The 24203-nt window shown below is 41.5% G+C and carries 18 protein-coding genes and 3 pseudogenes; 13 read left to right on the plus strand and 8 right to left on the minus strand.

Features of this window, described 5'->3' with window-relative positions:
• Nucleotides 1-18 precede the first annotated feature (18 nt).
• From DP114_RS26425 to DP114_RS26440, 4 genes and pseudogenes are all read left to right on the plus strand, one after another.
• Nucleotides 19-624: a DUF4129 domain-containing protein gene (locus DP114_RS26425; protein ID WP_171977529.1), complete on the plus strand. Its 606-nt coding sequence runs from the start codon at nt 19-21 to the stop codon at nt 622-624.
• Nucleotides 621-1715 (plus strand): DUF4350 domain-containing protein, encoded by a 1095-nt coding sequence (locus tag DP114_RS26430; protein WP_171977530.1) that lies wholly within the window; start codon nt 621-623, stop codon nt 1713-1715. Before DP114_RS26425 ends, DP114_RS26430 begins: the two co-directional genes overlap by 4 nt.
• 386 nt (nt 1716-2101) lie before the next feature.
• Complete coding sequence (locus DP114_RS26435; protein ID WP_171977531.1) at nt 2102-3052, plus strand: AAA family ATPase; 951 nt, start codon at nt 2102-2104, stop codon at nt 3050-3052.
• Nucleotides 3053-3189: 137 nt separating this feature from the next.
• Nucleotides 3190-3693, plus strand: a pseudogene (locus DP114_RS26440) (DUF58 domain-containing protein); the annotation flags it as partial.
• A 438-nt stretch (nt 3694-4131) separates the two neighbouring features.
• Here the strand turns inward: DP114_RS26440 and DP114_RS26445 are convergent.
• Nucleotides 4132-5526 carry a transposase gene (locus tag DP114_RS26445; protein ID WP_246162595.1) on the minus strand — a complete coding sequence of 465 codons (1395 nt, stop codon included), beginning with the start codon at nt 5524-5526 and terminating at the stop codon, nt 4132-4134.
• Nucleotides 5527-5607: 81 nt separating this feature from the next.
• Between DP114_RS26445 and DP114_RS26450 the strand changes: the two are divergent.
• Nucleotides 5608-6444: pseudogene (locus DP114_RS26450) on the plus strand (DUF58 domain-containing protein); the annotation flags it as partial.
• Between the two features lie 112 nt (nt 6445-6556).
• On the opposite strand, the gene DP114_RS26455 reads toward DP114_RS26450, so the two are convergent.
• Nucleotides 6557-7591 (minus strand): stage II sporulation protein M, encoded by a 1035-nt coding sequence (locus DP114_RS26455; protein ID WP_171977532.1) that lies wholly within the window; start codon nt 7589-7591, stop codon nt 6557-6559.
• Nucleotides 7592-7674: 83 nt separating this feature from the next.
• On the opposite strand from DP114_RS26455, the gene DP114_RS26460 reads away from it, so the two are divergent.
• Nucleotides 7675-8547 carry a DUF975 domain-containing protein gene (locus tag DP114_RS26460; protein ID WP_171977533.1) on the plus strand — a complete coding sequence of 291 codons (873 nt, stop codon included), beginning with the start codon at nt 7675-7677 and terminating at the stop codon, nt 8545-8547.
• A gap of 20 nt (nt 8548-8567) precedes the next feature.
• Nucleotides 8568-9359 (plus strand): RDD family protein, encoded by a 792-nt coding sequence (locus DP114_RS26465; protein WP_171977534.1) that lies wholly within the window; start codon nt 8568-8570, stop codon nt 9357-9359.
• Here DP114_RS26465 and DP114_RS26470 read toward each other — a convergent pair.
• Entirely contained in the window at nt 9346-10146 is an 801-nt protein-coding gene (locus DP114_RS26470) for a DUF1868 domain-containing protein (RefSeq protein ID WP_171977535.1), read from the minus strand. The two genes, DP114_RS26465 and DP114_RS26470, sit on opposite strands and share 14 nt — an antisense overlap.
• Nucleotides 10147-10543: 397 nt before the next feature.
• On the opposite strand from DP114_RS26470, the gene holA reads away from it, so the two are divergent.
• Both holA and DP114_RS26480 read left to right on the plus strand, forming a co-directional pair.
• On the plus strand, nt 10544-11530 hold the full coding sequence (gene holA / locus DP114_RS26475) for a DNA polymerase III subunit delta (protein ID WP_171977536.1): 987 nt from the start codon (nt 10544-10546) through the stop codon (nt 11528-11530).
• A 106-nt stretch (nt 11531-11636) separates the two neighbouring features.
• Nucleotides 11637-12116: a DUF4168 domain-containing protein gene (locus DP114_RS26480; protein ID WP_169268433.1), complete on the plus strand. Its 480-nt coding sequence runs from the start codon at nt 11637-11639 to the stop codon at nt 12114-12116.
• A gap of 818 nt (nt 12117-12934) precedes the next feature.
• On the opposite strand, the gene DP114_RS26485 is transcribed toward DP114_RS26480, so the two are convergent.
• Both DP114_RS26485 and DP114_RS26490 read right to left on the minus strand, forming a co-directional pair.
• Entirely contained in the window at nt 12935-13594 is a 660-nt protein-coding gene (locus DP114_RS26485; protein WP_246162798.1) for a helix-turn-helix transcriptional regulator, read from the minus strand.
• Nucleotides 13595-14125: 531 nt separating this feature from the next.
• Complete coding sequence (locus tag DP114_RS26490) at nt 14126-14896, minus strand: hypothetical protein (protein ID WP_171977537.1); 771 nt, start codon at nt 14894-14896, stop codon at nt 14126-14128.
• 357 nt (nt 14897-15253) lie between these two features.
• On the opposite strand from DP114_RS26490, the pseudogene DP114_RS35390 reads away from it, so the two are divergent.
• The 3 genes and pseudogenes from DP114_RS35390 to lpxD all read left to right on the plus strand — a co-directional run bounded on the left by DP114_RS35390 (nt 15254) and on the right by lpxD (nt 18082).
• A pseudogene (locus DP114_RS35390) lies at nt 15254-15508 on the plus strand (hypothetical protein).
• A gap of 3 nt (nt 15509-15511) precedes the next feature.
• Nucleotides 15512-16810, plus strand: a complete 1299-nt coding sequence (gene mltA, locus DP114_RS26495; RefSeq protein ID WP_169268431.1) for a murein transglycosylase A — start codon at nt 15512-15514, stop codon at nt 16808-16810.
• 219 nt (nt 16811-17029) lie between these two features.
• Nucleotides 17030-18082: a UDP-3-O-(3-hydroxymyristoyl)glucosamine N-acyltransferase gene (gene lpxD, locus DP114_RS26500; RefSeq protein ID WP_171977538.1), complete on the plus strand. Its 1053-nt coding sequence runs from the start codon at nt 17030-17032 to the stop codon at nt 18080-18082.
• 559 nt (nt 18083-18641) lie between these two features.
• On the opposite strand, the gene DP114_RS26505 is transcribed toward lpxD, so the two are convergent.
• Genes DP114_RS26505 through DP114_RS26515 form a run of 3 tightly spaced genes read right to left on the minus strand, consistent with a single transcriptional unit; the run spans nt 18642 to nt 22931 of the window.
• Nucleotides 18642-21449 (minus strand): SAV_2336 N-terminal domain-related protein, encoded by a 2808-nt coding sequence (locus DP114_RS26505; protein ID WP_171977539.1) that lies wholly within the window; start codon nt 21447-21449, stop codon nt 18642-18644.
• On the minus strand, nt 21446-22273 hold the full coding sequence (locus DP114_RS26510) for an AAA family ATPase (protein WP_246162799.1): 828 nt from the start codon (nt 22271-22273) through the stop codon (nt 21446-21448). Before DP114_RS26510 ends, DP114_RS26505 begins: the two co-directional genes overlap by 4 nt.
• The gene (locus DP114_RS26515; protein WP_171977541.1) at nt 22197-22931 is read right to left on the minus strand and encodes an effector-associated domain EAD1-containing protein; all 735 of its coding nucleotides are present in this window, start codon (nt 22929-22931) and stop codon (nt 22197-22199) included. Before DP114_RS26515 ends, DP114_RS26510 begins: the two co-directional genes overlap by 77 nt.
• Nucleotides 22932-23602: 671 nt before the next feature.
• On the opposite strand from DP114_RS26515, the gene DP114_RS26520 reads away from it, so the two are divergent.
• Complete coding sequence (locus DP114_RS26520) at nt 23603-24103, plus strand: Hsp20/alpha crystallin family protein (RefSeq protein ID WP_169266359.1); 501 nt, start codon at nt 23603-23605, stop codon at nt 24101-24103.
• Nucleotides 24104-24203 lie beyond the last annotated feature (100 nt).

Raw genomic sequence — 24203 nt, forward strand, 5'->3', positions numbered from 1 at the left:
CCATAATTCATAATTTGTATGTCTGCAGATGCTTTTGAAAAAACAAGCTGGATTTGGCAGGGTTCCCAGTTTCAACAACAAGTTGGAGAATGGTTTGAGTACCAGTTATCTCGCTTTAATTGGGCTTTGCCAAAGTTCTCACCTCAGTCGTCTATTAGTCCCTGGGTGCTGAAGCTGGTGAACTTTATTTTTTGGCTGTTACTGGGGTTATTTCTAGTTTGGGTTGGTTGGCGTTTATGGCAGGAACTTCGCCCTTATTTTAACTCTTGGCTAGCTGGTCACAATTGGACAAATTCTCAAGCAAAAACTGCAGAAAATGAATTATCTGTAACTGAATGCTTGACGCGATCGCAAGAATTTTCCCGTCAGGGTAATTACCGTCAAGCATGCCGTTATCTTTATTTCGCAATGTTGCAGCACTTGCATGGGCAGGGAATTCTCCCTCACAAATCTAGCCGTACAGATGGCGAATATTTGCAATTGCTGCAAATGTTTGCGACTTCAATACAGCCCTATGAGACTTTGATGACTACTCACGAACAATTGTGTTTTGGCAATGCTGAAATTTCGGCAGACAATTATGAGCATTGTCAGCAAGCGTATCGGGAGATTTCCAACACATGAAACGCTCAAACCGTCTGGCTTGGATTGGGGCGATCGCCTTGGGAGTGATGATACTACTCAGTTTCTTCACCGCCCCAACCAGCACCAACATCAATAGTGGTTCCACTTACAACCGCGCTCCCGACGGTTACGGCGCTTGGTATGCTTATATGGAAAAGCAAAAAACTGGTATCAAGCGTTGGCAAAAGCCTTTTAGTGATTTAAATACAGAAAAACGCCCCATTACTTTATTACAAATCAACACCCGCTTGAGCGATTCTGGGCTGTATGATGACGAGAAACAATGGGTAGAAAAAGGTAATAATTTGGTTATTTTAGGTGTAGGCGAACACGTAACATCAGCAGACTTCACCACCATGCAAAAATCTCCCAGAGGAGATGTCAAAATTCAGACGCGAAGACGGCGACGACTCAAAAATCAAGAAAAGGTTTCTTTAGGCGATCGCTTTGGGGCTGTTGTTTGGGAAGAAAATTACGGTCAAGGAAAAGCTATTTTTTCTACGACTCCCTACTTAGCTGCCAATGCCTATCAAGACTATCAAAGTAATTTTCAGTATTTATCAGATTTAGTCAGTCAAAAAGATCATTTATTATTTGTAGATGAATACATCCACGGCTACAAGGAACCCAGTGTCAGAAAAAGAGAAGGCAAAGGAGATTTATTAAGTTATTTTACCAAAACTCCTGTATTTCCAGCTTTCTTACAAGCAGGCATACTGCTATTGGTGCTCATTTGGTCAAAAAATCGACGCTTTGGCAAGCCAGTTGCATTATTATCACCAGTCGTTGACAACAGTGAAGCCTACATCAAAGCTTTGGCAGGAGTTTTGCAAAAAGCTAAATCCAGCGACTTTGTTGTAGAAATGGTAGGAAAAGCAGAACAATTGCAACTACAAAAAGCTTTAGGATTGGGGCAAGAATTACTGGATCAGCAAACTATAATCAATGCTTGGGTACAGCAAACAGGGATTCCTCCTACAGAACTAGAAGAGGTGTTAAAACGACAATCCCAAAAACGCCACATGAGTGAATCAGAACTGTTAAGCTGGTTGGAGAAATGGCAAACTCTTCGGAGAATTAAAAATTCATAATTAACAGTTACCTTCTATAGCAATCCTATCTGCAAAGTGAAAATGACTTTTTCAATGAACCGCAGAGGCGCAGAGTACGCACAGAGAAGAATAAAGAGAGGTTTTCACGTTAGCGTAGCGTGCCCGTAGGGCATATGATTTAGAACTACTATATATAGCAAAATTACTTTGAAACGAACCGCCAAGACGATCCAGCGCGAATGAAGGCTTTCCCTCCGTAGGTGACTGGCGTGCCAAGGACGCCAAGGAAGAGGAATTTCACAAATAATTTAGGATTGCTATAGTATTTTAAATAATTAGGGAGATTTTCTATAGCTTTTAACTCTGCGTCCTCTGTAGTTTTTAAAAATGCTTTTGTGCCTGACGTTAATTGTTTATAAATAATAATGAGCGAAATCAATCCTGTTTTAAATCGTCTTAATCAAGAACTTAATCGAGTTGTGGTTGGTCAATCCACCCTAATACACCAGCTTTTGATAGCTTTACTTGCAGGTGGACATGTGATTTTGGAAGGAGTGCCAGGAACAGGTAAAACACTGCTTGTGAAAGTCCTGGCACAGTTGATTCAAGCCGATTTTCGCCGAATTCAATTGACACCAGATGTGCTGCCATCAGATATTACTGGAACAAATATTTTCGATCTAAACACCCGCAGTTTCAGCTTGAAAAAAGGGCCAGTTTTTACCGAAGTCCTGCTTGCAGATGAAATCAACCGAACTCCCCCCAAAACTCAAGCAGCTTTGCTAGAAGCAATGGAAGAGACGCAGGTAACACTGGATGGTGAAAGTTTGCCATTGCCAGACTTATTTTGGGTGATTGCAACGCAAAATCCTTTGGAATTTGAGGGTACTTATCCTTTACCAGAAGCACAATTGGATAGATTTGTCTTCAAACTAGTGGTAGATTATCCTGACCAAGCTGCTGAAAAGCAAATGTTACTCAATCGTCAGGCGGGATTTGCAGCACGACGCCTAGATATTGCTCGTTTACAGCCAGTGACAACAATATCTCAAATTTTGTCAGCACGACAAGTCGTAAGAGATGTTAAAGTTTCTGAAACAATCATTGATTATCTGCTTTTGTTAGTCAGAACCTCGCGACAATATCCTGATTTAAGTTTAGGTGCATCTCCTCGTGCTGCTGGTTTGTGGTTGCAGACATCACAAGCAGCAGCGTACTTAGCTGGACGAGATTTTGTAACGCCGGATGATGTGAAAGCAGTTGCATCACCACTACTACGTCATCGTTTGATTTTGAAACCAGAAGCGATGTTAGATGGTTTCAAAATTGATGGGGCGATCGCATCAATATTAAATAAAGTGCCAGTCCCAAGATAAAGTATTTAAAACAGTGAACAGTGAACAGTGAACAGTAAACAGTAAACAGTGAACAGTGACCAAAAAACTGATAACTGATACTGCGGGTACTTGGTAACTGATAACTGATACTGCGGGTACTTGGTAACTGTTAAATTATGCTTCCTTCTAAACGAGTTTATTTTTTATTGATATTAGGAATTGCGATCGCCCCAACTTTAACCTTATTTACCAGCATTTGGGCAAGTTTATTTATAACTTTGCTTTTTGATGTTATCGTGCTGGGATTGATGGTTGTGGATGGTTTGCAAGTTCGACAACATCGCGTGCAGATGACACGCGAAATACCATCGCGATTGTCCATTGGACGAGAGAATCCAGTTTTACTCAAGGTGACATCAGGAAAAGCCAACGCGATGATTCAAATCCGGGATGACTACCCAAGTAGTTTTGGAGTGTCTGTCCCTGCACTACGCGCCACTGTTCCTAGTCACACGACTCAAGAATTAACTTATACCGTCCATCCCACACAGCGTGGAGAGTTTTCTTGGGGGGATATTCAAGTCAGACAACTTGGTGCTTGGGGATTAGCTTGGGATGATAGAAAGATTTTTCACAGTCTGAAAGTGAAAGTTTATCCAGATTTAGTGGGGTTGCGATCGCCAGCCCTTTCAACGCGAACAAATGAACTAGTGAGTCATTCCAATGACACAAGTTGCAGATGAGTAGGAAAATAGATATTTTCGACCAATTTTAGCGTGTGTTAACTCTGAGAGTTATGAGTGGAGTTGAGACTAAAAATCGGCGATCGCCATCGACAGTAGAAACTTCGCTTAGGCGTGAGCAAAAGGTGTGATGAGCGAACAAGCGGAAATGCTCGAGTTGTCTCCAGGAGGCACGAGGGGGGCTGCGCCCTCCCTCAGGACTCCCCCCGTTGCCTGTCGCTGAGCGACCGCCGCTATCAAAATAGCGAGTGAAGCGGCATCGCCTGTCGTGGCGGTCACTCACCCTTCGGGTTCGCAGTCGCTACAACGGGGGGAACCCCCGCAACGCGCTGCGAACCGCTTCGCTGCGACAGGCTCAAAAAAAGATTACTTATCTCAATAGATATCTAAAAGGCGTGCAGTCGAAACATGACGATGTCTATGATCAACAATTAAAGGTTGGCGTTTTTTCTTCGGACTTCTTATGGCTTTGAGAAAACGTTTGAGATTCACGCCAGTCGCCAGCTGTTGTAAAAGTTGTCCCATTTGGTCTAAAGAATATGTCCTGAATATTTCCCACTGCTGGGATGGAATAGCAATCATCATCCCGCGATATGTGCCTTGAATTTCATCTACTAAGTAGAAATCAGACAAACCTGCATCAATTTTGGCGATGCCATGTACGCTTCCTAAGGCGGCTTTTAGAGTGGCGAGAATGTTGTATGTTACTAACGCCATCGAAAACGAGAACAGGGCAGCTTTAGGATAGGCTAACGTTTGAATTTCGGCGTTAAAATTTTCAGTTACGGTTTGAAAAAGGGTTTCTAGACTCCAACGATTACGATATAACTCGGCTATTTTTGCCGCATCAGCGTGGCTTAAGGGTAAGTTTGTCAAAATCGCTATTTCCCATTCTTTGTCTCGTGTTGGCACAAACAACTTCAGCACAACTCGTCGGCATTTTAAACGATTTCCCTCGTAACAAATTTCGATGCACTGCTCAAAAAGATTTCCTGTATCGGTTTGACCCAAAGCTCTTAAGGTGCTCAGTTCTGTCCAACCTAAAGACCCATGTTGCCGAATCACAAAGAAAGCTTTTTGCTGTGCAATCGTCCACAGAAACTTGGCTGTGCAAAAATTCCGGTCTCCAGTCCAAACATCGTTTGGTTGTACACCAGACAGCACATTATCAAATAAACTCCGCTCATTTGCATGACCATCTTGACAAAGAATAATATCTATTACCAGTTTTGATAGTGGATCTAATACAACTATTGCTTTACCTGGCAAAGCTTTAGCTGCAAATAAACGAATTGCATCTAATCGATGGTCTGTAGCAGCCAAACAAGTCCCATCTACAATTTTATGCCGATATCCTGGTAGTGGATTTGGCTGTTCTCCACCCATGATTTCAATTAGCACTCGCAAATCGCTCGCTGTTTCTCTTACCAATGCTTGACTCACACTCAGTTCTACACCGCAGAGCTTTTTATATAGTGCTGTGGTGCTCACAATCAGGTTTGTTGCTCTGGCTTTATAGGCGGCATGAACCGATTTTTGAATTCCACACACCACCAAACTCATCAAATCTACTTGGCTGGAAAATAGTAATTCTTGCTGGTGCTGTACTTTCGCGTGAGTTTCAAATAATTTATCCATCCGTTCCGGGGCAAATACACGCTCCATTAATCCTCGTGCCATTACACTTACTGGACTTTCTTGGACAAATTGTTCAAAAATGGAGCGTAGCATCTTGACACCCAAACTCGCCCTTATATCTTGAGGATACATCGAAGTTGTACCTCAGATTCCTGACTGGCACAGGGTTTTAGATTTCAAAATCCTAGTTCATTTGTTCGCGTTGAAAGGGCTGGGTTGCGATCGCTCTCAATTCGCCTAGTACTGCAATCATCAGGAGTCAACCGTCAATCTCGCCAATTCAATATTGGCACAGAATTTGCTGAACTCCGGAACTATCGCGCTGGTGATGATTTGCGGTTTATTGATTGGAAAGCAACTGCCCGTCGTGTGAACGCTTATGGTACACCACCATTGGTGAAGGTACTTCAACCGGAACAAGAGCAAACCTTGCTGATTTTGTTGGATCGGGGACGGTTAATGACGGCAAAAGTACAGGGTTTGCAGCGATTTGACTGGGGTTTGAATGCGACTTTATCGTTAGCTTTGGCTGGATTACATCGGGGCGATCGCGTGGGTGTGGGTGTCTTTGATCGCCAAATGCATACTTGGATTCCTCCAGAACGCGGTCAACATCGCCTGAGTCACCTTATTGACCGCTTAACTCCCATTCAACCAGTGTTGTTAGAATCTGATTACGTAGGGGCACTCACAAGTGTTGTGCGGCAGCAAACTAAGCGTTGTCTAGTGGTGGTGATTACCGATTTAGTTGATCTGACCGCCTCTTCAGAACTTCTAGCAGCACTTTCTGTGCTTACACCTCGCTATTTGTCGTTTTGTGTCACCTTACGCGATCCTCTCGTTGATCATTTGGCACAGAGTACCAGTTTAGAAGGTGGAGTTACAGCTGCTTATACCCGTGCTGTCGCCCTAGATTTATTAGCACAACGACAAGTCGCGTTTGCCCAACTCAAACACAAAGGTGTGTTGGTGTTAGATGCACCAGCAAATCAAGTGACAGATCAATTAGTAGATAAATATTTGCAAATCAAAGCACGGAATCTGCTTTAACTCATATCTCGTTCAAAACCTCACCCTCGCTTGAATCGGCGCAAAAATCTTTCCCTCTCCTTTATAAGGAGAGGGATGCCCGACAGGGCAGGGTGAGGTTCCCTGCATCACCTCACCCTCGCTTGAATCGGCGCAAAAATCTTTCCCTCTCCTTTATAAGGAGAGGGATGCCCGACAGGGCAGGGTGAGGTTCCGTTTTCAATTTACGACTACAATAAGCCACCAAAAATATAAATAATCCCATCCCTACAAGATATTTAAAAACTTCTGGAACATTAGGATTAGGAGATAAAAAGCCTTCAATAATACCAGCAATAATCAACATTGGTACAATACCAAATATTAACTGTACCGCTTGAGAACCATAGAATTTAAGTGCATCTACACGGCGATATTTACCAGGAAATAAAATAGCTCTTCCAAGTAAAAAACCTGCACCACCTGCAAAAAAGATGGCTGGTAATTCCAGGGAACCATGCGGAAAAACAAATGCCCAAAAAGGATAAGCAAGATGATTTTGACCCACCAAGGTAGCAATCGCACCAATGGACAAGCCATTAAAAACCATCAAATAGGTTGTAAAAACTCCTGCGGTGATTCCACCAGCAACAGCACCAAAGGATACGGACAGGTTGTTAATCATGATACCGGTAGATGCTAGGGGTTCAATGCCGACAATAGACCCCATCCACAATTTATGCTCGTCTCGTACCAATTTGATCAGTTTTTCTGGAACTACAATTGACAGAAAACTTGGATCTTGCCAAGCATACCACCAAGCAATGATCGCTCCTACTAAAAATAGGGCAATGGCAGTCGCTGTATATGGGAATGTCTGCTGCACGACGCCTGGTAATCCCCATTTGTAAAATTGCACTACGGCTTCCCACTCTTGTCGTCGTGAACCTTGGTAAATTTGGCTATAACCTCTATTTGTTAATAAATGTAAATTTTGTACTAAAATATTACCTAATTGTTGAGTACGAGCGCGAGCCAAATCTGCTGCTACTGAACGGTATAAACTTGCTAATTCTCTAATTTCTGCTGCTCCTAGAGACTTTAGTCCTTTTTTCTCTACCTGGCTTAATAAGGCATCCAATCGCTGCCAATTTGGTTCTCGCCGCGCGATCCATCGTTGAATATTCATGAATTTTCAGAATACCGAGTATTAACTTATCCTAAAATAGCCTCACATTTACCGCCCTACTTTACAAGAGAGACTTAGACATCATGTCATATAATATTGGTTCTCCGAGTCCAATACAACCTCTCAGTCTTGGAAATGTTGTCAGCGCAGGATTACGGTTATATCGCTCTCATTTTAAGGATTATTTTTTACTCGCTTTGAAAGCTTATGTATGGCTACTTGTTCCATTTTATGGGTGGGCAAAGTTTTATGCTTTATCAGCGCTGATTTCCCGATTGGCTTTTGGTGAATTGGTGAATCAACCTGAAAGTATTTCGTCTGGTCAGCGTTTTGTCAATTCTCGGTTAGGGCAGTTTTTTCTTACGATACTGTTGATGTTTTTTCTGATACTGGGGATTTATCTCGGTGTTGTAATTTTAGGTGTAATTTTAGGTGGAATTTTAGGTTTTATTTTTTCTTTATTGGGAATACCATTTGACGCGATAGCTCAGCAAGGAAATGCAGGTGTATCCGTGCTCTATGTAGTGCTCGCGATTATTATAATAATAGCATTTTTATGGTTGTTAATGCGGTATTTTTTAGTGGAAGTGCCGCTTGCTATTGAGGATAATATTGATGGCAGGTCAACGATTGCTCGAAGTAAGGAGTTAACTCAAGGTTACGTCTGGCGGATTCTTTTGATTTATTTAGTTGCCTTTTTAATTACACTACCTCTTCAAATTATTGTTCAGATTCTTCCCACTATTATTCAGTTGATTTTTGCTGCTTTAGTAGAACAATATCCATTAGTTTTTAGTATTTTTAGTACTACTGTTTCTCTGTTAAATTGGATTTTAAGTTTTGCCGGTGGGCCGGTCGTTTTACCATTCTGGCAAACAATTAAAGCAGTTGTTTACTATGACCTGCGGAGTCGTCGTGAGGGATTAGGGTTGAGATTACGCGACCATGAGATTTAAACGTTAGCAAAAAAATTGCTATGCATATATTTAATCGTGTTAAATTCAACACCCCAGAAAGTGTCGAACTGGAGTTTACCCTTGCTGGGATTGGTAATCGTGCTTGGGCACTACTGATTGACTATCTCGTTTTGAGTGTGATATTGATACTGTTTCTAATTGCTTGGATAACACTTTCCATTCAACTGGCTGATTTGTGGAAATCTATTTTCCGTGATCAAGCAGGTTTTTGGTTGGTGGCGATCGCATTCCTTATTGGTTTCGCTATTTACGGTGGATATTTTGTATTTTTTGAAACACTATGGCAAGGTCAAACCCCTGGTAAACGCTTTACAAAAATTCGTGTCGTGCGAGATGATGGTAGACCTATTGGACTGCAACAAGCAACACTGCGTGCTTTACTGCGACTATTTGACGAAGTTCTGTTTATTGGAGCAATTCTTATCATGTTCAGTAACCAGGAAAAGCGTTTGGGTGATTTAGCCGCTGGCACAATTGTGATTCAAACTCAAACACCCACTACATCAAGAACTTTGACTATTTCAGAACAGGCAAAGTCGTTGAGCGAGCAATTGCTACAAATTGCCGATTTGTCAGCCATGTTACCTGATGATTTTGCCGTTATTCGGGAATATTTGTACAGACGTTCTGCAATGGCACCAAAGGCAAGAACCTCAGTAGCTCTACAATTAGCTAAGGATATTAAAGCTATTATTCACTTAGAAAATATACCAGAAGCTGTCACCCCAGATGTACTTTTAGAAGCTATTTACCTTGCATATCAAAAATTTTCAAATTTTAGTCATGACTAAAATCTAAAATTGGCCAGTCTGATTCCCGATAATAGCCCGTCATGTCGTCAAACTTCCGTAGTTCGGCACGGCTTATGCTAAATTCCAGGGAATTCTCTGCCCATTGCTGATTCAACTCAGAAAACATGTTAGCAAGATGCTCGTAGTCTAGATTGGGCGCAATTTCTCCAAAATAGCCCAATGTCACATGAGCGCTGAAGTGATAATGTTGCTCAATCCCCAACGCCATCAAGTTGGAATTTTGATAAATTGCTCGACGCAAGTTAACAATTTGATCATAGGACGCTTCATCCTGAGGTACTAAACAAACGCCTATAGCTCTTGGCATCACCAACAGCCCCTGCATTTGCCAGCGAATGGGGTGAGTTTGCTTCTGCTTGGATTGTTGATACTGCTTAAAGATGTCCGCAAAGCAAGAGCGTAACTGTTCTTCAAATTTTGGGTTTTTTTCGCGAGCGTCATAGTAAGCACTGTCCCAAATCAAGTCCGCTAAAGTCAAATGAAAGCTTGCAGGAGGTACAGGTACGATCCAATCAGAGTTGACTCTTAGCTGTAAAAGTTCCTGTTGGTAATCCTGTAAGTGTGCGTAGAAAGTAGAGTTGTCTGTTTCTTCTTCCCTAGGTGGGGTGATCACTGTATAGCCAGGAAAAGGTGCTGCTTGTCTTCCTTGATCTGAATGCGGCTGAAATTTGGAAGATGTCTGGATATGCTGGACCTGAGTTTTGTATGCTTCGCTTAGCGTCATCCGCACTAAACGATTTAAGTAAATTTGATATTTGTCGTCCAACGTTCATATCCTCCTACTCCACGCTTATTGATTGTAGGCAAAATCACCTGCATTAAATCAGCGATTTAAAAAGTATTTAGCTTTTATGAGGTAGTACCGCTGCGCAAAAGTCAAAAGGAGCCAGTGCGTTGGGCGGCTATGCCGACTTGTAGCACCTGGCGTTCAAAAGGAGCCAGTGCGTTGGGCGGCTATGCCGACTTGTAGCACCTGGCGTTCAAAAGTATTATGGAATGGGCTTTTTAGGGATTTGAAATGGTGAACCCGAAGGGTTGCCCTATTTACGCGCCCGACGTAGTAGTAGGGTGATCAGGAAAATAAGGAACACAAAGAAATATTATAAATAATGACTACTCTGGTCTGATTGGATCTACTTTCTCTAAAAACAGTGAGGTTCCCTATGCCAGTCTACTTTTACTGGGGTGAGGATGATTTTGCGATAGAAAAGGCGATCGCTCTTGTGCGCGATCGCATCCTAGATCCCCTGTGGACAAGTTTTAACTACACAGTACTACCTCCAGATTTACCTGATGCGCCGATCCAAGGATTAAATCAAGTGATGACACCACCCTTTGGCACTGGCGGACGTTTGGTATGGCTTGCCAATACTACCCTCTGCCAGCAATCCTCAGAGAATGTGTTATCAGAACTGGAGCGAACTTTGCCAGTCATCCCTGAAAATTCATATTTGTTACTCACCAGTAGTCACAAACCAGATGAACGCCTCAAATCAACCAAAATTCTGAAAAAATTCGCGGAATTCAAAGAATTTTCTTTAATTCCGCCTTGGAAGACGGAACTACTGATGCAGTCTGTCAGTCAAGCTGCTCAAACAGTAGGAGTAAAACTAACTCAATCGAGTGTAGAGATGTTGGCGGATGCTGTAGGCAATAATACACGCCTTCTCTACAGTGAGTTGGAGAAATTACGGCTTTACGCTGAAGGTAGCAATCAACCTTTGGACACAGAAGCCGTCGCTCAGTTAGTCCGAAATACCACTCAAAATAGCCTACAATTAGCCGCAACAATCAGAATAGGGGACACTGCTAGAGCCTTAGGGATATTAATTGATCTTATTAACGCTTGTGAACCTCCTTTGCGAATAGTTGCCACCTTGATTGGGCAATTTCGCACTTGGTTATGGGTCAAGCTCATGGTAGAAAGTGGTGAGCGCAATTCACAAGTTATTGCTAAAGCTGCGGAGATAGGCAACCCCAATCGCATTTACTATCTACAGAAAGAAATTCAATATGTTTCTGTACAGCAACTTATTGCTAGTTTACCTATATTGTTAGATTTAGAAGTTAGCCTCAAACAAGGAGTTTCAGAGATGTCCACACTACAGACTAAAGTCATAGAGCTTTGTCAAGTCTATCAAAGAACTTAACCAAAAAAATAAACATTTTGTTGCTTGAGTGTTTTCTGGAACTTCTCACTCATAAAATAATTCACAGTAATTAAGATATCCCGACTGTAGTTGTTGCATCAAAAAAATGAAAAGATATTACCATCATTTTTTCCGACTTAGTTTAATTCCGATAATTGCCCAATCCTTATTTCTGGGCACAGTTGTAACTGCAACTTTGGTTTCTAGTACTTTAGTTTTGAGTTCAAAAGCCGATGCTCAAGCTCCACAAGGAGTTAATTCTGGTGAACTTAAAAACTATGCCAGAGCTATGCTAAGAATGGAGCCTGAGCGTCAACAAGCCTTTGACGAAATAAAAAAAATTATGAATGCTGGAGATGTTCCAAAGATTGTTTGTAACGATAACAACAGCTTAAATGGTCTTCCTGGTAAAGCAAGAGATATTGCTGTCAATTACTGCCAACGCTATCAAAAAGTTGTTGAAGATAATGGTCTTTCAATTGATAGGTACAACACAATTACGACACAGGTTCAAGGTAATGAAGATTTAAAACGGAAGATGTACAATGAATTACTTCGGCAACAAAAAGTGCCTAAATCTCTGTAAAAAAAATCAAAAAAAATCTTGATTGTCCTGGTTAAAATGATATAAGCATTTTAGATCTTGTAACTCTTCAGAAAAGAGCAAACCTCATAGTCGATAATTTGATGTCGAACCTTTTGGTAAGAGAATTATGGTAACAGTGTGTCATACTAACGCCATTTTAAAAATATCTATTTAACGTCCACTCTTGCCGTGTCGCAGGTATACCAAGAGTCCGTAGGTTACATACAACCAAGCCTGCACGAAAGCAAGAGCGTTAGCACGTCAAGAACGTCAACAAGAGAATAAGTCATCTTGTAGTGAGAAGGAAGCTATTTTGAAATGCACAACTTGTTAGGAATTTAGTTGCAATTAGTATTTATTTTGTCAACGCACATGTTGATATACATATTTTATAAAAAATAGAAAAATGTCAGATTGAGCGTTATGCAGAAAAACAAAGCTTTTCGGAAATTTCACCTTTTGGAAACCCCCAAAAACTAAGCATCTTTACTTTACTCAAAATGACATTTATGTATCAAATATCCCGTTTTTTGTAGTGAGTACATAATAAACGATTCTCATACAGTCAGAAAGTACCCTTAGGGGTACTCTTTTTATCAAGAACTATCAAACCACCAGTAAACACAAGAAAAAATTAATCTGTCACCTTTGCGATGATCGCCCCTTCAAGATAAACATAGCCTATGGCTTACACCACCACTGAGTTAAACAGCTAGCAAAGCAGTGTCTTGTGAAGGAAATACCTGTAAAAGCCAAAATAAAAAACGCTTTGAATCTCCTAATTTTATTTTTATATATAATTCTTTTATTGAAAAAGCTTAATCTTCACAATTTAAAAATGCTTGTCGCTTTGCATGAATATTTCTCATGTGCTTTTTCACTGTATTCATAGAAATGTAAAGTTGCTCAGCAATTTCTTTATAGCTAAGTTTTCTTCTATAAAGATACCAAATCTCTGCTTCTCGTGGTGTTAATTTGTATTTAGCTACTTCTAAAATTGCAAGATTTTTTAATGATTCATATTTGTTTTCCATACTCACTAATAGATAAGAACTATTACACTTTTCTAAATTAAGCCATCTAACACGAACAGAAAAAACTTTTGACTTATCTACTACAATCTCATGAGATATAATCATCGTTTTTTTGGCTATAATACTACGGTTTTCCAATAAAGTCTCGCAAAGACACCAGATAGCAGGTGGTATACAATTTGAGTTGGAACTGTCTTGATTAATTTCAGAAACGATACTACAAGCAGATGTATTTGCATGAATCAGTTCGCCTGTCTCGTTTAAAAGTAAAATACCGTCTTGTAAGCCTTCAATAACTTCTTGGAAAAAATAAGCTCGCTGAGAATCATGCAACTCTATATTATCTAACAGTTGTCGTTGAAATGTTTTTTCTCTAGGTCTACGTGAGATTGTTCTTGTGGTGATCATGGGACATACTTTATTATTCACAACACTATTCTTCATTTAGTCGTCTTTTGATGTTGAAAATATGTACCTTAATTGTCTGCATAATATTGCAGAACAATGACACATAAAAATGCAAATGAGTGTGTCATAAAGAACATGGCACACATGAGAGTGAATTTTCAGAAGTTTTTATAGCCTTCTTAACAACTTAATATTGAATACACCTGTTAAAGACTCTATTTCGGATATAAATTTTGTAAGTGTAAATTAATTTCTTTATATTCTAATTGTTATAAAAGCGTTGCTTTTTTTAGACTCTAGGGAGAGTATTTTAAGCAATACCATAATATAAAAAATTAAGCAATAGCATTAGAATTTGCTTATTGATAATCTGCCTTCATGGTACAAGCCCCCGGATTCATGAGCCACTGCACAGGCGGGAGTTAAGCGATTTGTAAGCGCAAGGCGCACGTCCAAAGGGCATAGCAGCGTATCCGCAAGAGTTAGCATGTGGCGTGGGATCAATTCCATTATCCAAAATCTAATATCCAAAATTGTCTGACGCAAGCTTTTGTGTTTAACAGCTTATCAAGCAAATAATTTAAATCTTGCTAGGTGGGTTTCAATGGCTTGAGGCAAGATTTTACTGAGTTCTTTAGTGTCTCGAAATTGCAAAATTTGTGATGGTGGTAAGTCAAAAGGAAACTGCCCTGCTATATCTGAGCGCTCCATTTGGGCTAGTAGAATTTGCTCTGAGCGCTTACTTTGAATAGCATAACCAATTTCAATACAGACATATGGGCTAGGAAGCAGTAGATCCGTTTCTTTACCATCAACTTTAGTAATAGGTGTCGTGTCAGCAATAAACAACAAACTTCTATGAATTTTTCGCATTATTGTTCGGCTGAGTCGTACAGAACCTTCCTTGGGACGGAAAGACTCTACCAAAGATAGAGGTAAACGCGAGCGCAAGTTTAAAATTTCCAAACTCTGAAGTAGTCCTTCTCGTAAAGCCTCACTTGCAACTGAATACTCAGTTTGATAGCACAAAAAAATTGTGGGTTCTAACTGCGCTAACACAGCCTGCTTGGTGAAATATATTTCGTGACTTATCAAGTCAATATTAGCGACACAATAACCACCACTACCTTCAACATAAAATTCAACGTTTTCTCCTTCTAGATAGCGCCCGAACCATAGGGATTTTCTGACTTCCTGACTCTCTTCCAAGAAGTCCGCTCTTAGCCCTGATTTCAGCAGGCTTTTCTTACTGAGGCGAATATCCGGCGGACGTTTTTCCAGTTCTGGAATCGGCTCATAATTCTCTAGATACCATGCTCTAAGAGCAATTATTGACATAAGACGCTATTTCAGGTGTCTCTTTTTATTCAACTTTGTACAAGCTTACACCCAGATGCCTTCTGAAGAAATACGCTTAACAGGGAACAACAGAAGTCGGCACCGGTGGGAAGCTTCTAAATAACAACAACACCCAAACTTCTACTACATGAGTTATTTCCTCTTATTGTTAATTATAGCTAGGCGGGAACTGTTAGTGGGATAACAATCGTCAAAAGCTACAAGGACAAGGAAATGAAGCAGTAGGAGAATGGAACAATTTCTTACCCTTGTGCTTGTGCCTGTCCCTCTTTCTCTTCCCATTTGAGGGCTGCGTGGTTAACAATCAATTAAATGTGTTCCAAATGATTTAACGTGATGCCCAAAACACCAAATCGTACACCGTATACCTTCTACTGGAAAATGCTCACCGTGAAAAAACCCGTTTTCCAACAATTCAAAAATTTTAGAAGTGGTATGGTGGCGAACCTGTGCCGAAGTCTGCTTCTAATGACAATATCCGGGTACCAATCAAAAATATTTAGTCCTGAGTACATGATCGTGCGTCTGTCTCGGATTGTGGCTATTCGGGTAAAACCCATTTTTTGCTCTAGTGTGGAAAGATTTACCTAAATCATGAGAAAAACGCTTACTTTATTTTTCTTGAGTCTAGGAGTTGCTCTTTTTATTCCACTTTGCTCAGTTTTTGCTCAGGTTCCTGACTTATCACCGATACCAATACCAGTCCCAAGCCAACCTGAGACTTTGCCAGTGCCAGTGCCAGTGCCAGTGCCAGTGCCAGTACCCAAACCCACTCAATTTAGACACCTTATATCAGCATTAACGCCTGTAAATGTGGCGAGAATCTGTAGCTCTTCATACAATTGCTTGGGTTGGGATGAGCAAATTTGGGGTGAAAATGGCAAAGCAGGCGATAGCAAGGCACTCTTAGCAGCAATAGATAACAGCTTGTCTTACTTAACAACTAATAAGGCTGCAACAATTTATCGAAATTATCCGATTCGAGGGATTACCCTTGATCGCGTCCGACGTAGTTTGCTGCGTTTCCGCCAGCTGGTTGTTAGCTATGATTCACCAGCACAACTGCAAGCTGCTATTCGTCAGGAGTTTGTCTTTTACCAGTCTTCTGGAAATGATCACAATGGTAACGTGAGGTTTACTGCTTATTACGAGCCTGTATATACCGCGAGTCGCGTACGCACACCAGTCTATCAGTATCCCATTTATCGACGACCATACGACTTTGAGAGATGGGCGAAACCACATCCAAAACGGGTTGATTTAGAAGGAAAAGATGCTTTACTCGGGGATAGAAGCCGCTTACGTGGTTTGGAGTTATTTTGGTTTGCCAATCGCTTTGATGCGTACATGATTCAAATTCAAGGTTCTGCCCAACTCACGTTAACTGATGGTACGACAACATCTGTGGGTTATGGAGGTGCAACAGATTACCCGTGGACAAGCATCGGGCGAGAACTGGCGAAAGATGGCAAACTTCCCTTGAGTGGTTTAACATTACCAGTTATGACTCAGTATTTTCAGCAGAACCCAAACCAGATGGATATTTATCTGCCGCGCTGGAAACGCTTCGTCTTCTTCCAGGAAACTGGTGGTGCACCTGCAACAGGAAGTATCCGCGTCCCTGTCACAGCAGAACGTTCTATTGCAACTGATAAATCTGTTATGCCTCCAGGAGCACTAGCGCTTATTAACACCAGTGTGCCTTTTCCCACTGAAGGTGGACAGCTTGCGTATCGTACTGTAAGCCGCTACGTGCTTGATCAAGATACAGGAAGCGCTATTAAAGGACCAGGACGAGTTGATTATTTTATGGGAACTGGCAAATTAGCTGGCGATCGCGCTGGTGTCACAGGCGGCAATGGTAAGCTGTATTATTTATTGTTGAAGCAATAACTCTGGCAACTTTATCAATCTTTTCTTCTAAGGTAATTTGTCAAGCTAATACTACCTGTAAATATAGTTGTAGGGTGTTTTGAAGCGCAGATGCATGCAGATGTACACAGATAATATATTTGTGTTTATCTGTATGCATCTTACAAAGTGGCAGGCTGAAGGTTCACTACCTGCAAAGAACATAATCCTAATCAAAAGCAACAATTATTTTACATAACCATGAAATTCAGTAAAATTGTAGAAAAACTTGGTGATAGCGGCTCCTGCAATAGCTTCTGTTTCGACAAAGAAAATGACCCAGAAATTACAGGGGTTACACCAGTTGATGAAGCGACAACGGGTACTCTCAGCTACATCGAAGGAGCAAAATTTGCTTCTATGGTTAGCAAGACGAGTGCTAGTGCTTTAATTTTACCTGCAGATGAAACATTACAGGCGCAAGCACAAGAACGGAGTATTGTTTGGATTGCAACGCCAGAACCACGATTGTTATTTGCCAAAGCGATCGCATTATTTTATAAACCCTGGCGTCCAACTCCAGAAATTCATCCCACTGCAGTTATTCACCCCACAGCAAAAATTGGGCAACAAGTGTATGTCGGTGCTCATGTTGTGATTCAGCAGGGAGTAGAAATTGGCGATGATGTGTGCATTCATCCTAATGTGGTGATTTATCCAGATGCTAAGATAGGCGATCGCACAACCTTACACGCCAATTGCACCATCCACGAACGGACTCGTATTGGTGCAGATTGTACGATTCACAGTGGTGCTGTGATTGGTTCAGAAGGCTTTGGCTTTGTTCCCAGTTCCACTGGTTGGGTAAAAATGGAACAATCCGGCTGCACTGTTTTAGAAGATCATGTAGAAGTCGGCTGTAATAGCGCTATTGACCGCCCAGCCGTAGGAGAAACACGGATAGGTCGCCATACTATAATTGACAATTTAGTGCAAATAGGTCACGGTTGTCAAGTTGGTACTAGATGTGCTATAGCAGGTCAAGTTGGTATAGCCGGAGGTGTGAAAGTTGGCAATGGTGTTATCTTGGCTGGACAGGTGGGAATTGCCAATCAGGTGAAGATTGGGGATAGGGCGATCGCATCTGCAAAAACTGGAATTCATAATGATATCGCACCAGGTGAAATTGTTTCTGGAAGTCCATCTTTGCCGCACAAACAGTACTTGAAGGTGTCAGCTATTCTCGCTCGCTTACCGGAGATGTATCAAACGCTGAAACAGTTACAGCGTCAGATTAATAATGGTAATGGTTAGGGGAGCATCCCAAATGTGCAAATTGCCCGCACTTCGTGCCGCTTCGCTAACAGACTGGAAGTCTGGGGCTACACAAACAAAGCCTGCCTCCGCAGGCTCTAATTAGTCCGCGCAGGCGGACTTCGCTTGTGTAGCCGCGATTTCTAATCGCCAGGTATTTTTGCAAAATTGGGATGCTCCCATGGTTAGTGGCTGCTGAAATACACATTTACTCAATCTCTTTTATCCCGCGTTGATTTCACCTCACCCTCGCTTTTAGCTGCGCTAAAATCTTTCCCTCTCCTTACTAAGGAGAGGGATGCCCGATAGGGCAGGGTGAGGTTTTGCGCGAACGAGTGGAAATCCAAGAACTTGTGTGTACACTGTAGCCTTGCTAAGGGGAGAGGCAGTTTTGGCGTCAGACAAAACCGGGGTGGGGTTATGCAACGCAATTATTCGCGAAAAAATTCCAGTTTGCTTCACTTGAAGAGGGAAAAAAGAAAAGAGCAAAGAGGAAAAGGACAAAAGTACAAAATAATACTAAGTAACTGAGAATATTCTACCCACCAAATAAACGCCTCTAAAAATCCTTCTTTTCATTCTTATAATTTTCTAAGTTTTTACGATACAGCGTACTACTAGGATCAAGGCGAACAGCTATTTCCAGTTCTGCGATCGCTTGATCGAGTTTGCCTTGATCGGACAGCGCAATCCCTAGGTTATTGTGAGCTTTTGCATCATTTGGGTCGATTTGCAACCCTTGGCGGTAAGAGGCGATCGCTTGATCGAGTTTGCCTTGATCGGACAGCGCTAACCCCTGGTTAAAGTGAGCTTTCGCATAATTTGGGTCGATTTGCAACGCTCTTTGGTAAGAGGCGATCGCTTGATCGAGTTTGCCTTGATTTCTCAGCGCAATCCCCAGGTTATTGTGAGCGTCTGGATAATTTGGGTCGATTTGCAAGGCTTGGCGGTAAGAAGCGATCGCTTGATCGAGTTTGCCTTGATCGTACAGCGCATTCCCCAGGTTATTGTGACTATATGCATAATTTGGGTCGATTTGCAAGGCTTGGCGGTAAGAAGCGATCGCTTCATCGAGTTTGGCTTGATTTTTCAGCGCAATCCCCAGGTTATTGTGAGCATCTGCATAATTTGGGTAGATTTGCAACGCTCTTTGGTAAGAGGCGATCGCTTGATCGAGTTTGCCTTGATCGGACAGCGCATTCCCCAGGACAAAGTGAACATCTGCATAAATTGGGTCCATTTGCAAGGCTTTACGGTAAGAGGCGATCGCCTGATCGAGTTTGCCTTGATTTTTCAGCGCATTCCCCAGGTTATTGTGAGCGTCTGGATAATTTGGGTAGATTTGCAACGCTCTTTGGTAAGAGGCGATCGCTTCTTCGAGTTTGCCTTGATCTTTCAGCGCTAACCCCAGGTTACGGTGAGCATTTGCATAATTTGGATCGATTTGCAAGGCTTTACGGTAAGAGGCGATCGCTTCATCGAGTTTGCCTTGATCGTACAGCGCATTCCCCAGGTTATAGTGAGCATTTGCTAAATTTGGGTCGATTTGCAACGCTCTTTGGTAAGAGGCGATTGCTTCATCGAGTTTGCCTTGATTTTTCAGCGCAATCCCCAAATGATTGTGAGCGATTGGATTATTTGGGTCGATTTGCAACGGTTTTTGGTAAGAGGTGATCGCTTCATCGAGTTTGCCTTGCTTGTACAGCGCTAATCCCTGCTTAAAGTGAACGGTTACAATCTCGTCAGCCAAACGCGCATATTCCCCTCCCAATTGTCGTAAAACTTGAGCCTTTAGCTGTGCAAAGGGACGAATCTTTGTTTCCACAGAATCTTCACCCCCAGACGCGGGTACAAGTAAACGCGCTTCAAATTCCCGTACTGATAAACCGAGTCGTTTAGCGACAAACTCAGATACGTTATCAATAACTGAAATTGTTTTACTCACTGGGACAGACTCTAGCAGTAATTCCCTTATCCCCTCAACAAATTCATACTCAATATAATCAGCGTCTGTATTTTGGTGAATTGGTGTTAGAGGTTTAAGCAGTCCACTCATAAACACCTCCGCCACATGAATTTGTGATGATTGTGGGAGGAGAGTTTGCTGAATCAGTTGCACGACTGGTAAACTCACAGGTGCAGCTGCCATTAATCCAGCTAACCGACGAGCAAGGGGAGAAGCTGTGGCGCGAAATCGACTGACTAACGCTGCTGGAGTCAGGTTGAGTTGTTTGTGTTCTGTAAATTGTTGAGTGTCGCTGTGTTCAACTCCATCTACAGAGGAAAATTCAGAGGAAAATTTAAACCCTGCTGTTTTTACATTCCCTAAACCTGCGATGACTCGTGACCATAATAGTAAAGGTTCAGGTTCTAGAGTCACAATGGGAACAGGGATAGGATTTTTGATTTTGTTTGCGTCTTCTTGGAGAGTGTTCTCAATTTCATCAGTTATATCGTCATCCCAAGTTTCTACAATCAGCTGAGAATTGAAAACTCCAGGGTTAAGGGAATGCAGTTGAACAGGAATTTCTGAAGCTAAAGCTGTTCGTTCCCAAAGCCGTTCGGGGAGTAATTGCAGAATAGTCATTAAACCCTTACGTCCCCACAACTCTAGCAGTGGATGAATAAACTTGTTTCGCCAAGCAGGAGAAATACAGTCACTCACCAGTAAAATTAAACGCTGTCCCTTGGAGTCAATCAATACTTCAGGACTATAAGGAGTTGAACTATAAGCACCTGTACTATTTTGAGGGAATAATTGTGCTTTTGTTTCTGTAACCTTTAATTCCCAAGTTCGCACATCTCGAAATGCACCGTGATGTTTTAAGAGGCGTTGGAGTTCGGTGATAGTCTGTTTCCAGACAGCAGTTGAACTGCTTTGTTCAACCACCAACGCTAACTCTAACCATCTTTCTGGCGCAGGTTTTAGAACTGGTACCCAAATTTTTTCTTGTGCAATGCGGTAAACGGTTGCTTCCTCATCCAGTATATTTTCTATAGGAGATGGAATTTTGCGCATTAAAGGGCGAAGCGCACGTCCTAAAGCTAGAGAATTTCTTAGTGCTACAGCCGCAGGTACTTTGATCCCAATTGCTTCCCGACTTTCTGGAGACTTTGCGGAACTTAACACAGCAGAGGGAAGAGAAATTTCAGCACCAGGTTCTGTGACTTGAGGTGAAGATGCTATCTCTGGAGTTTCTTGAGTTTGGGTTTCGGGTGGGTTTAATTGTTGGGATTGTTGTTGTGGTTGCTGCTGTGATTGTTCAGACTCCTCTATATGAACCGCCAACCAGATAATTTCTGCTAACTCGCGGGCGGTTAGGTCAAAGCCTGCTTGTTGTAGAATGGCAATCGCCCGCGAAATCATATCCCCTCTGTACTACTCAAGTATTGCAGCAACCGTTCGATAAACTTTTCTTTTTTCTGTTCTTTTTCTTGATCATCCCCAGAATCCAGCATCGGAGAATCAGGCAAATCAGCCGTACGGGTTAACATATAAATGGCATTGAGTAATTGGTCTGTTGCCAAGTCTCCCTTATCCCGTCGGTTGACAAACTTCTCAATAACTTTGTCTGCTTGTCCAATAATATCGCCTAAATGCGCTTTGACAATCGCTTCTAACTCCTCACGAGTCGGTTCCCGTAAGTCTAATCTCAAGCAGCGCCGCAAGAAAGCCGGTGGAAATTCTCGTTCGCCGTTACTCGTGAGGATCACAAACGGAAACGCCTGACACTGCACCTTTCCTTTAACGATGGTTGTTGTTTGGTTATCGTAAGTTTGTACAACAATTTCTGAAACTTTATCAGCTATCCGTGCTAACTCGGGAATTTCAAATTCCCCTTCCTCAAAGATGTTTAATAAATCATTGGGTAAATCAATATCGCTTTTATCCATTTCATCAATTAATAACACCTTGGGATTTTTTGAAGGAAGTAACGCCGTTCCCAAGGAACCCAATTGAATATACTTGCCAATTTCCGCTAAATTATCTTTATTATCCTGACTCATTTGAGCATCTTGTAACCTACCAATGGCATCATAACGATAAAGTCCTTGCTGTAAAGTCGAGCGAGTCGTAATATTCCAACGCAACACTTCTCCCAGTTGTAATTCTTTAGCCACTGCATAAGCTAAAGAAGTTTTCCCTGTCCCCGGTTTTCCTGTCACCAACAAAGGACGACGCCGAAACAAAATAATACTCTTTCTGTTGTTTACTTGGGTATATGTGAACAATTAAGTGATTTGGTATATTCTGTGTTCGCTCGATTGTTGGTGTTTCATCTTTCGGAGTCGGCAACTTATCAAAAATATTAAAGTACCGCTTGCCTAATTCCTTTAATTTATCTAATTCTTCAGAAGATAGCCTGTTTGTTGCGTCTTTTAAGAAACGAGTCACAAACTGTTCAGTACGAGTGTCAGAATTTCTTCCTTGAGGCATATCCTCAAGATTATCTAAAATTTGTTCAAGATCATCAGCAATCTCAGTATATTGATTTATATGCCAATCTTCAGGACAACAGGCAAGATAAGACTGCTTCATTTGTTCAATATATTTTCCCTTTAAAGGAGCGAGTATTTTAAAAGCATTCATTGTAGTAGATAATTTCTGCAAGCAGTAATTACCAGGATTTCCCTTACGCGCCCCATCAATTAATTTATTAATACTGCCTTTACTATCAAAATTTATTATCAAATCGAACAGAACACTATCATAATCTGAATCTTGAGGAACTTCTGACTCATCTATATCAATTTCTTCACGCAGCATGACAATCAATTTGTCTCGCCTAGGGTAAGCAGATTTCAGTGCTTTTCTTATTTTTTTTATCTCATACCCAGACAAACCCATGAGTGACTACCCCATCCCTACCAAAATGATAATTTATAGCTGTTAACTCCATTCAAGTATCTACACCCTGGTTTTATTTGTTTCCGGAGATCAAGTTTACTAGATTAAGTATAAAATATTTGCCATATTGGTTGATCGCTACGTAACTCAGGCAATAAACCTTGCTTTTCTAAACGTGAACAAATAGCACTAAACCGTGTTCCCCTGTTGTAAATTGGATTTCTCCAGTCGGGATCACCGTTTCCGGCGTCTACATTTATTTACCTGTGTTGATCCCAAGCTTTAGCGTGTGGGTTAAGAAAATCTAACTTCACATAGTATTGGTATTATAAATGAACTCATAATGAAATCTGTACGCTCCTAGATTTGAAATTTTTTATAATATCAAGTTCGGATGAACACTTATAAAAAAACGAAGAACCTCACCCCGCCCTATGCCTAACGGCACGCTACGCTATCGGGCACCCCTCTCCTTAGTAAGGAGAGGGGCTGGGGGTGAGGTCGTTTTATCGTAACTAATTAGGCGAACTTGATATAATATAAAAATAAAGGCAATCAAGAAAGCTTCACTTTAAACTCAAACGTTTAGATCTTGGTTGTGTGTTTGTAGGAAATTCGTGAGTCAACCTTTTGTTCAGGAATAACACTGGTACAAAGGAGGTAATTACAGTATGGCACTAATACGTTGGCGACCATTCCAAGAAATTGAAATCCTGAATCGTCAAATGGATAAAATTTTTGACGACTTTTTCAGTCACAGTCGCGAAATGACAACAAGTTGGACTCCAGCAGTTGAACTGAAAGATACAAATGAAAACTTGACCTTACGTGCTGAACTTCCTGGTGTGGAAGGTAAAGATTTGGAAGTTCAAGTCACACGACAAGCAATTTACATTGCTGGTGAAACTCGTTATGAAAGCACCAATTCAGAACGTGGCTACTTCAGATCTGAGTTACGGTATGGAAAGTTTCAACGAACTATTTCGCTACCTGTTCCAGTCAAGAATGAGGAGGTTAAAGCAGAGTTCAAAAATGGTATTTTGACTTTAACACTACCTAAAATAGAACAAGCCAGATTCAAAGTTGTGAAACTCAAGTTCACTGATGACAATAAGGTGCTAACTGATTCTGACTCTGGGACAGTCGTTGATCTCTCGGTTCAAAAAACTTAGGTTAACTGACCATAACACAATACGGTTCAGTTAAGGATTGTCGGTGATAGCGAAGCACACGTGTAGAGACGTTGCATGCAACGTCTCTACATTGACGTTT

The organism is Brasilonema sennae CENA114 (genome assembly GCF_006968745.1).
In the GTDB taxonomy this organism is placed as follows: Bacteria; Cyanobacteriota; Cyanobacteriia; order Cyanobacteriales; family Nostocaceae; genus Brasilonema; species Brasilonema sennae.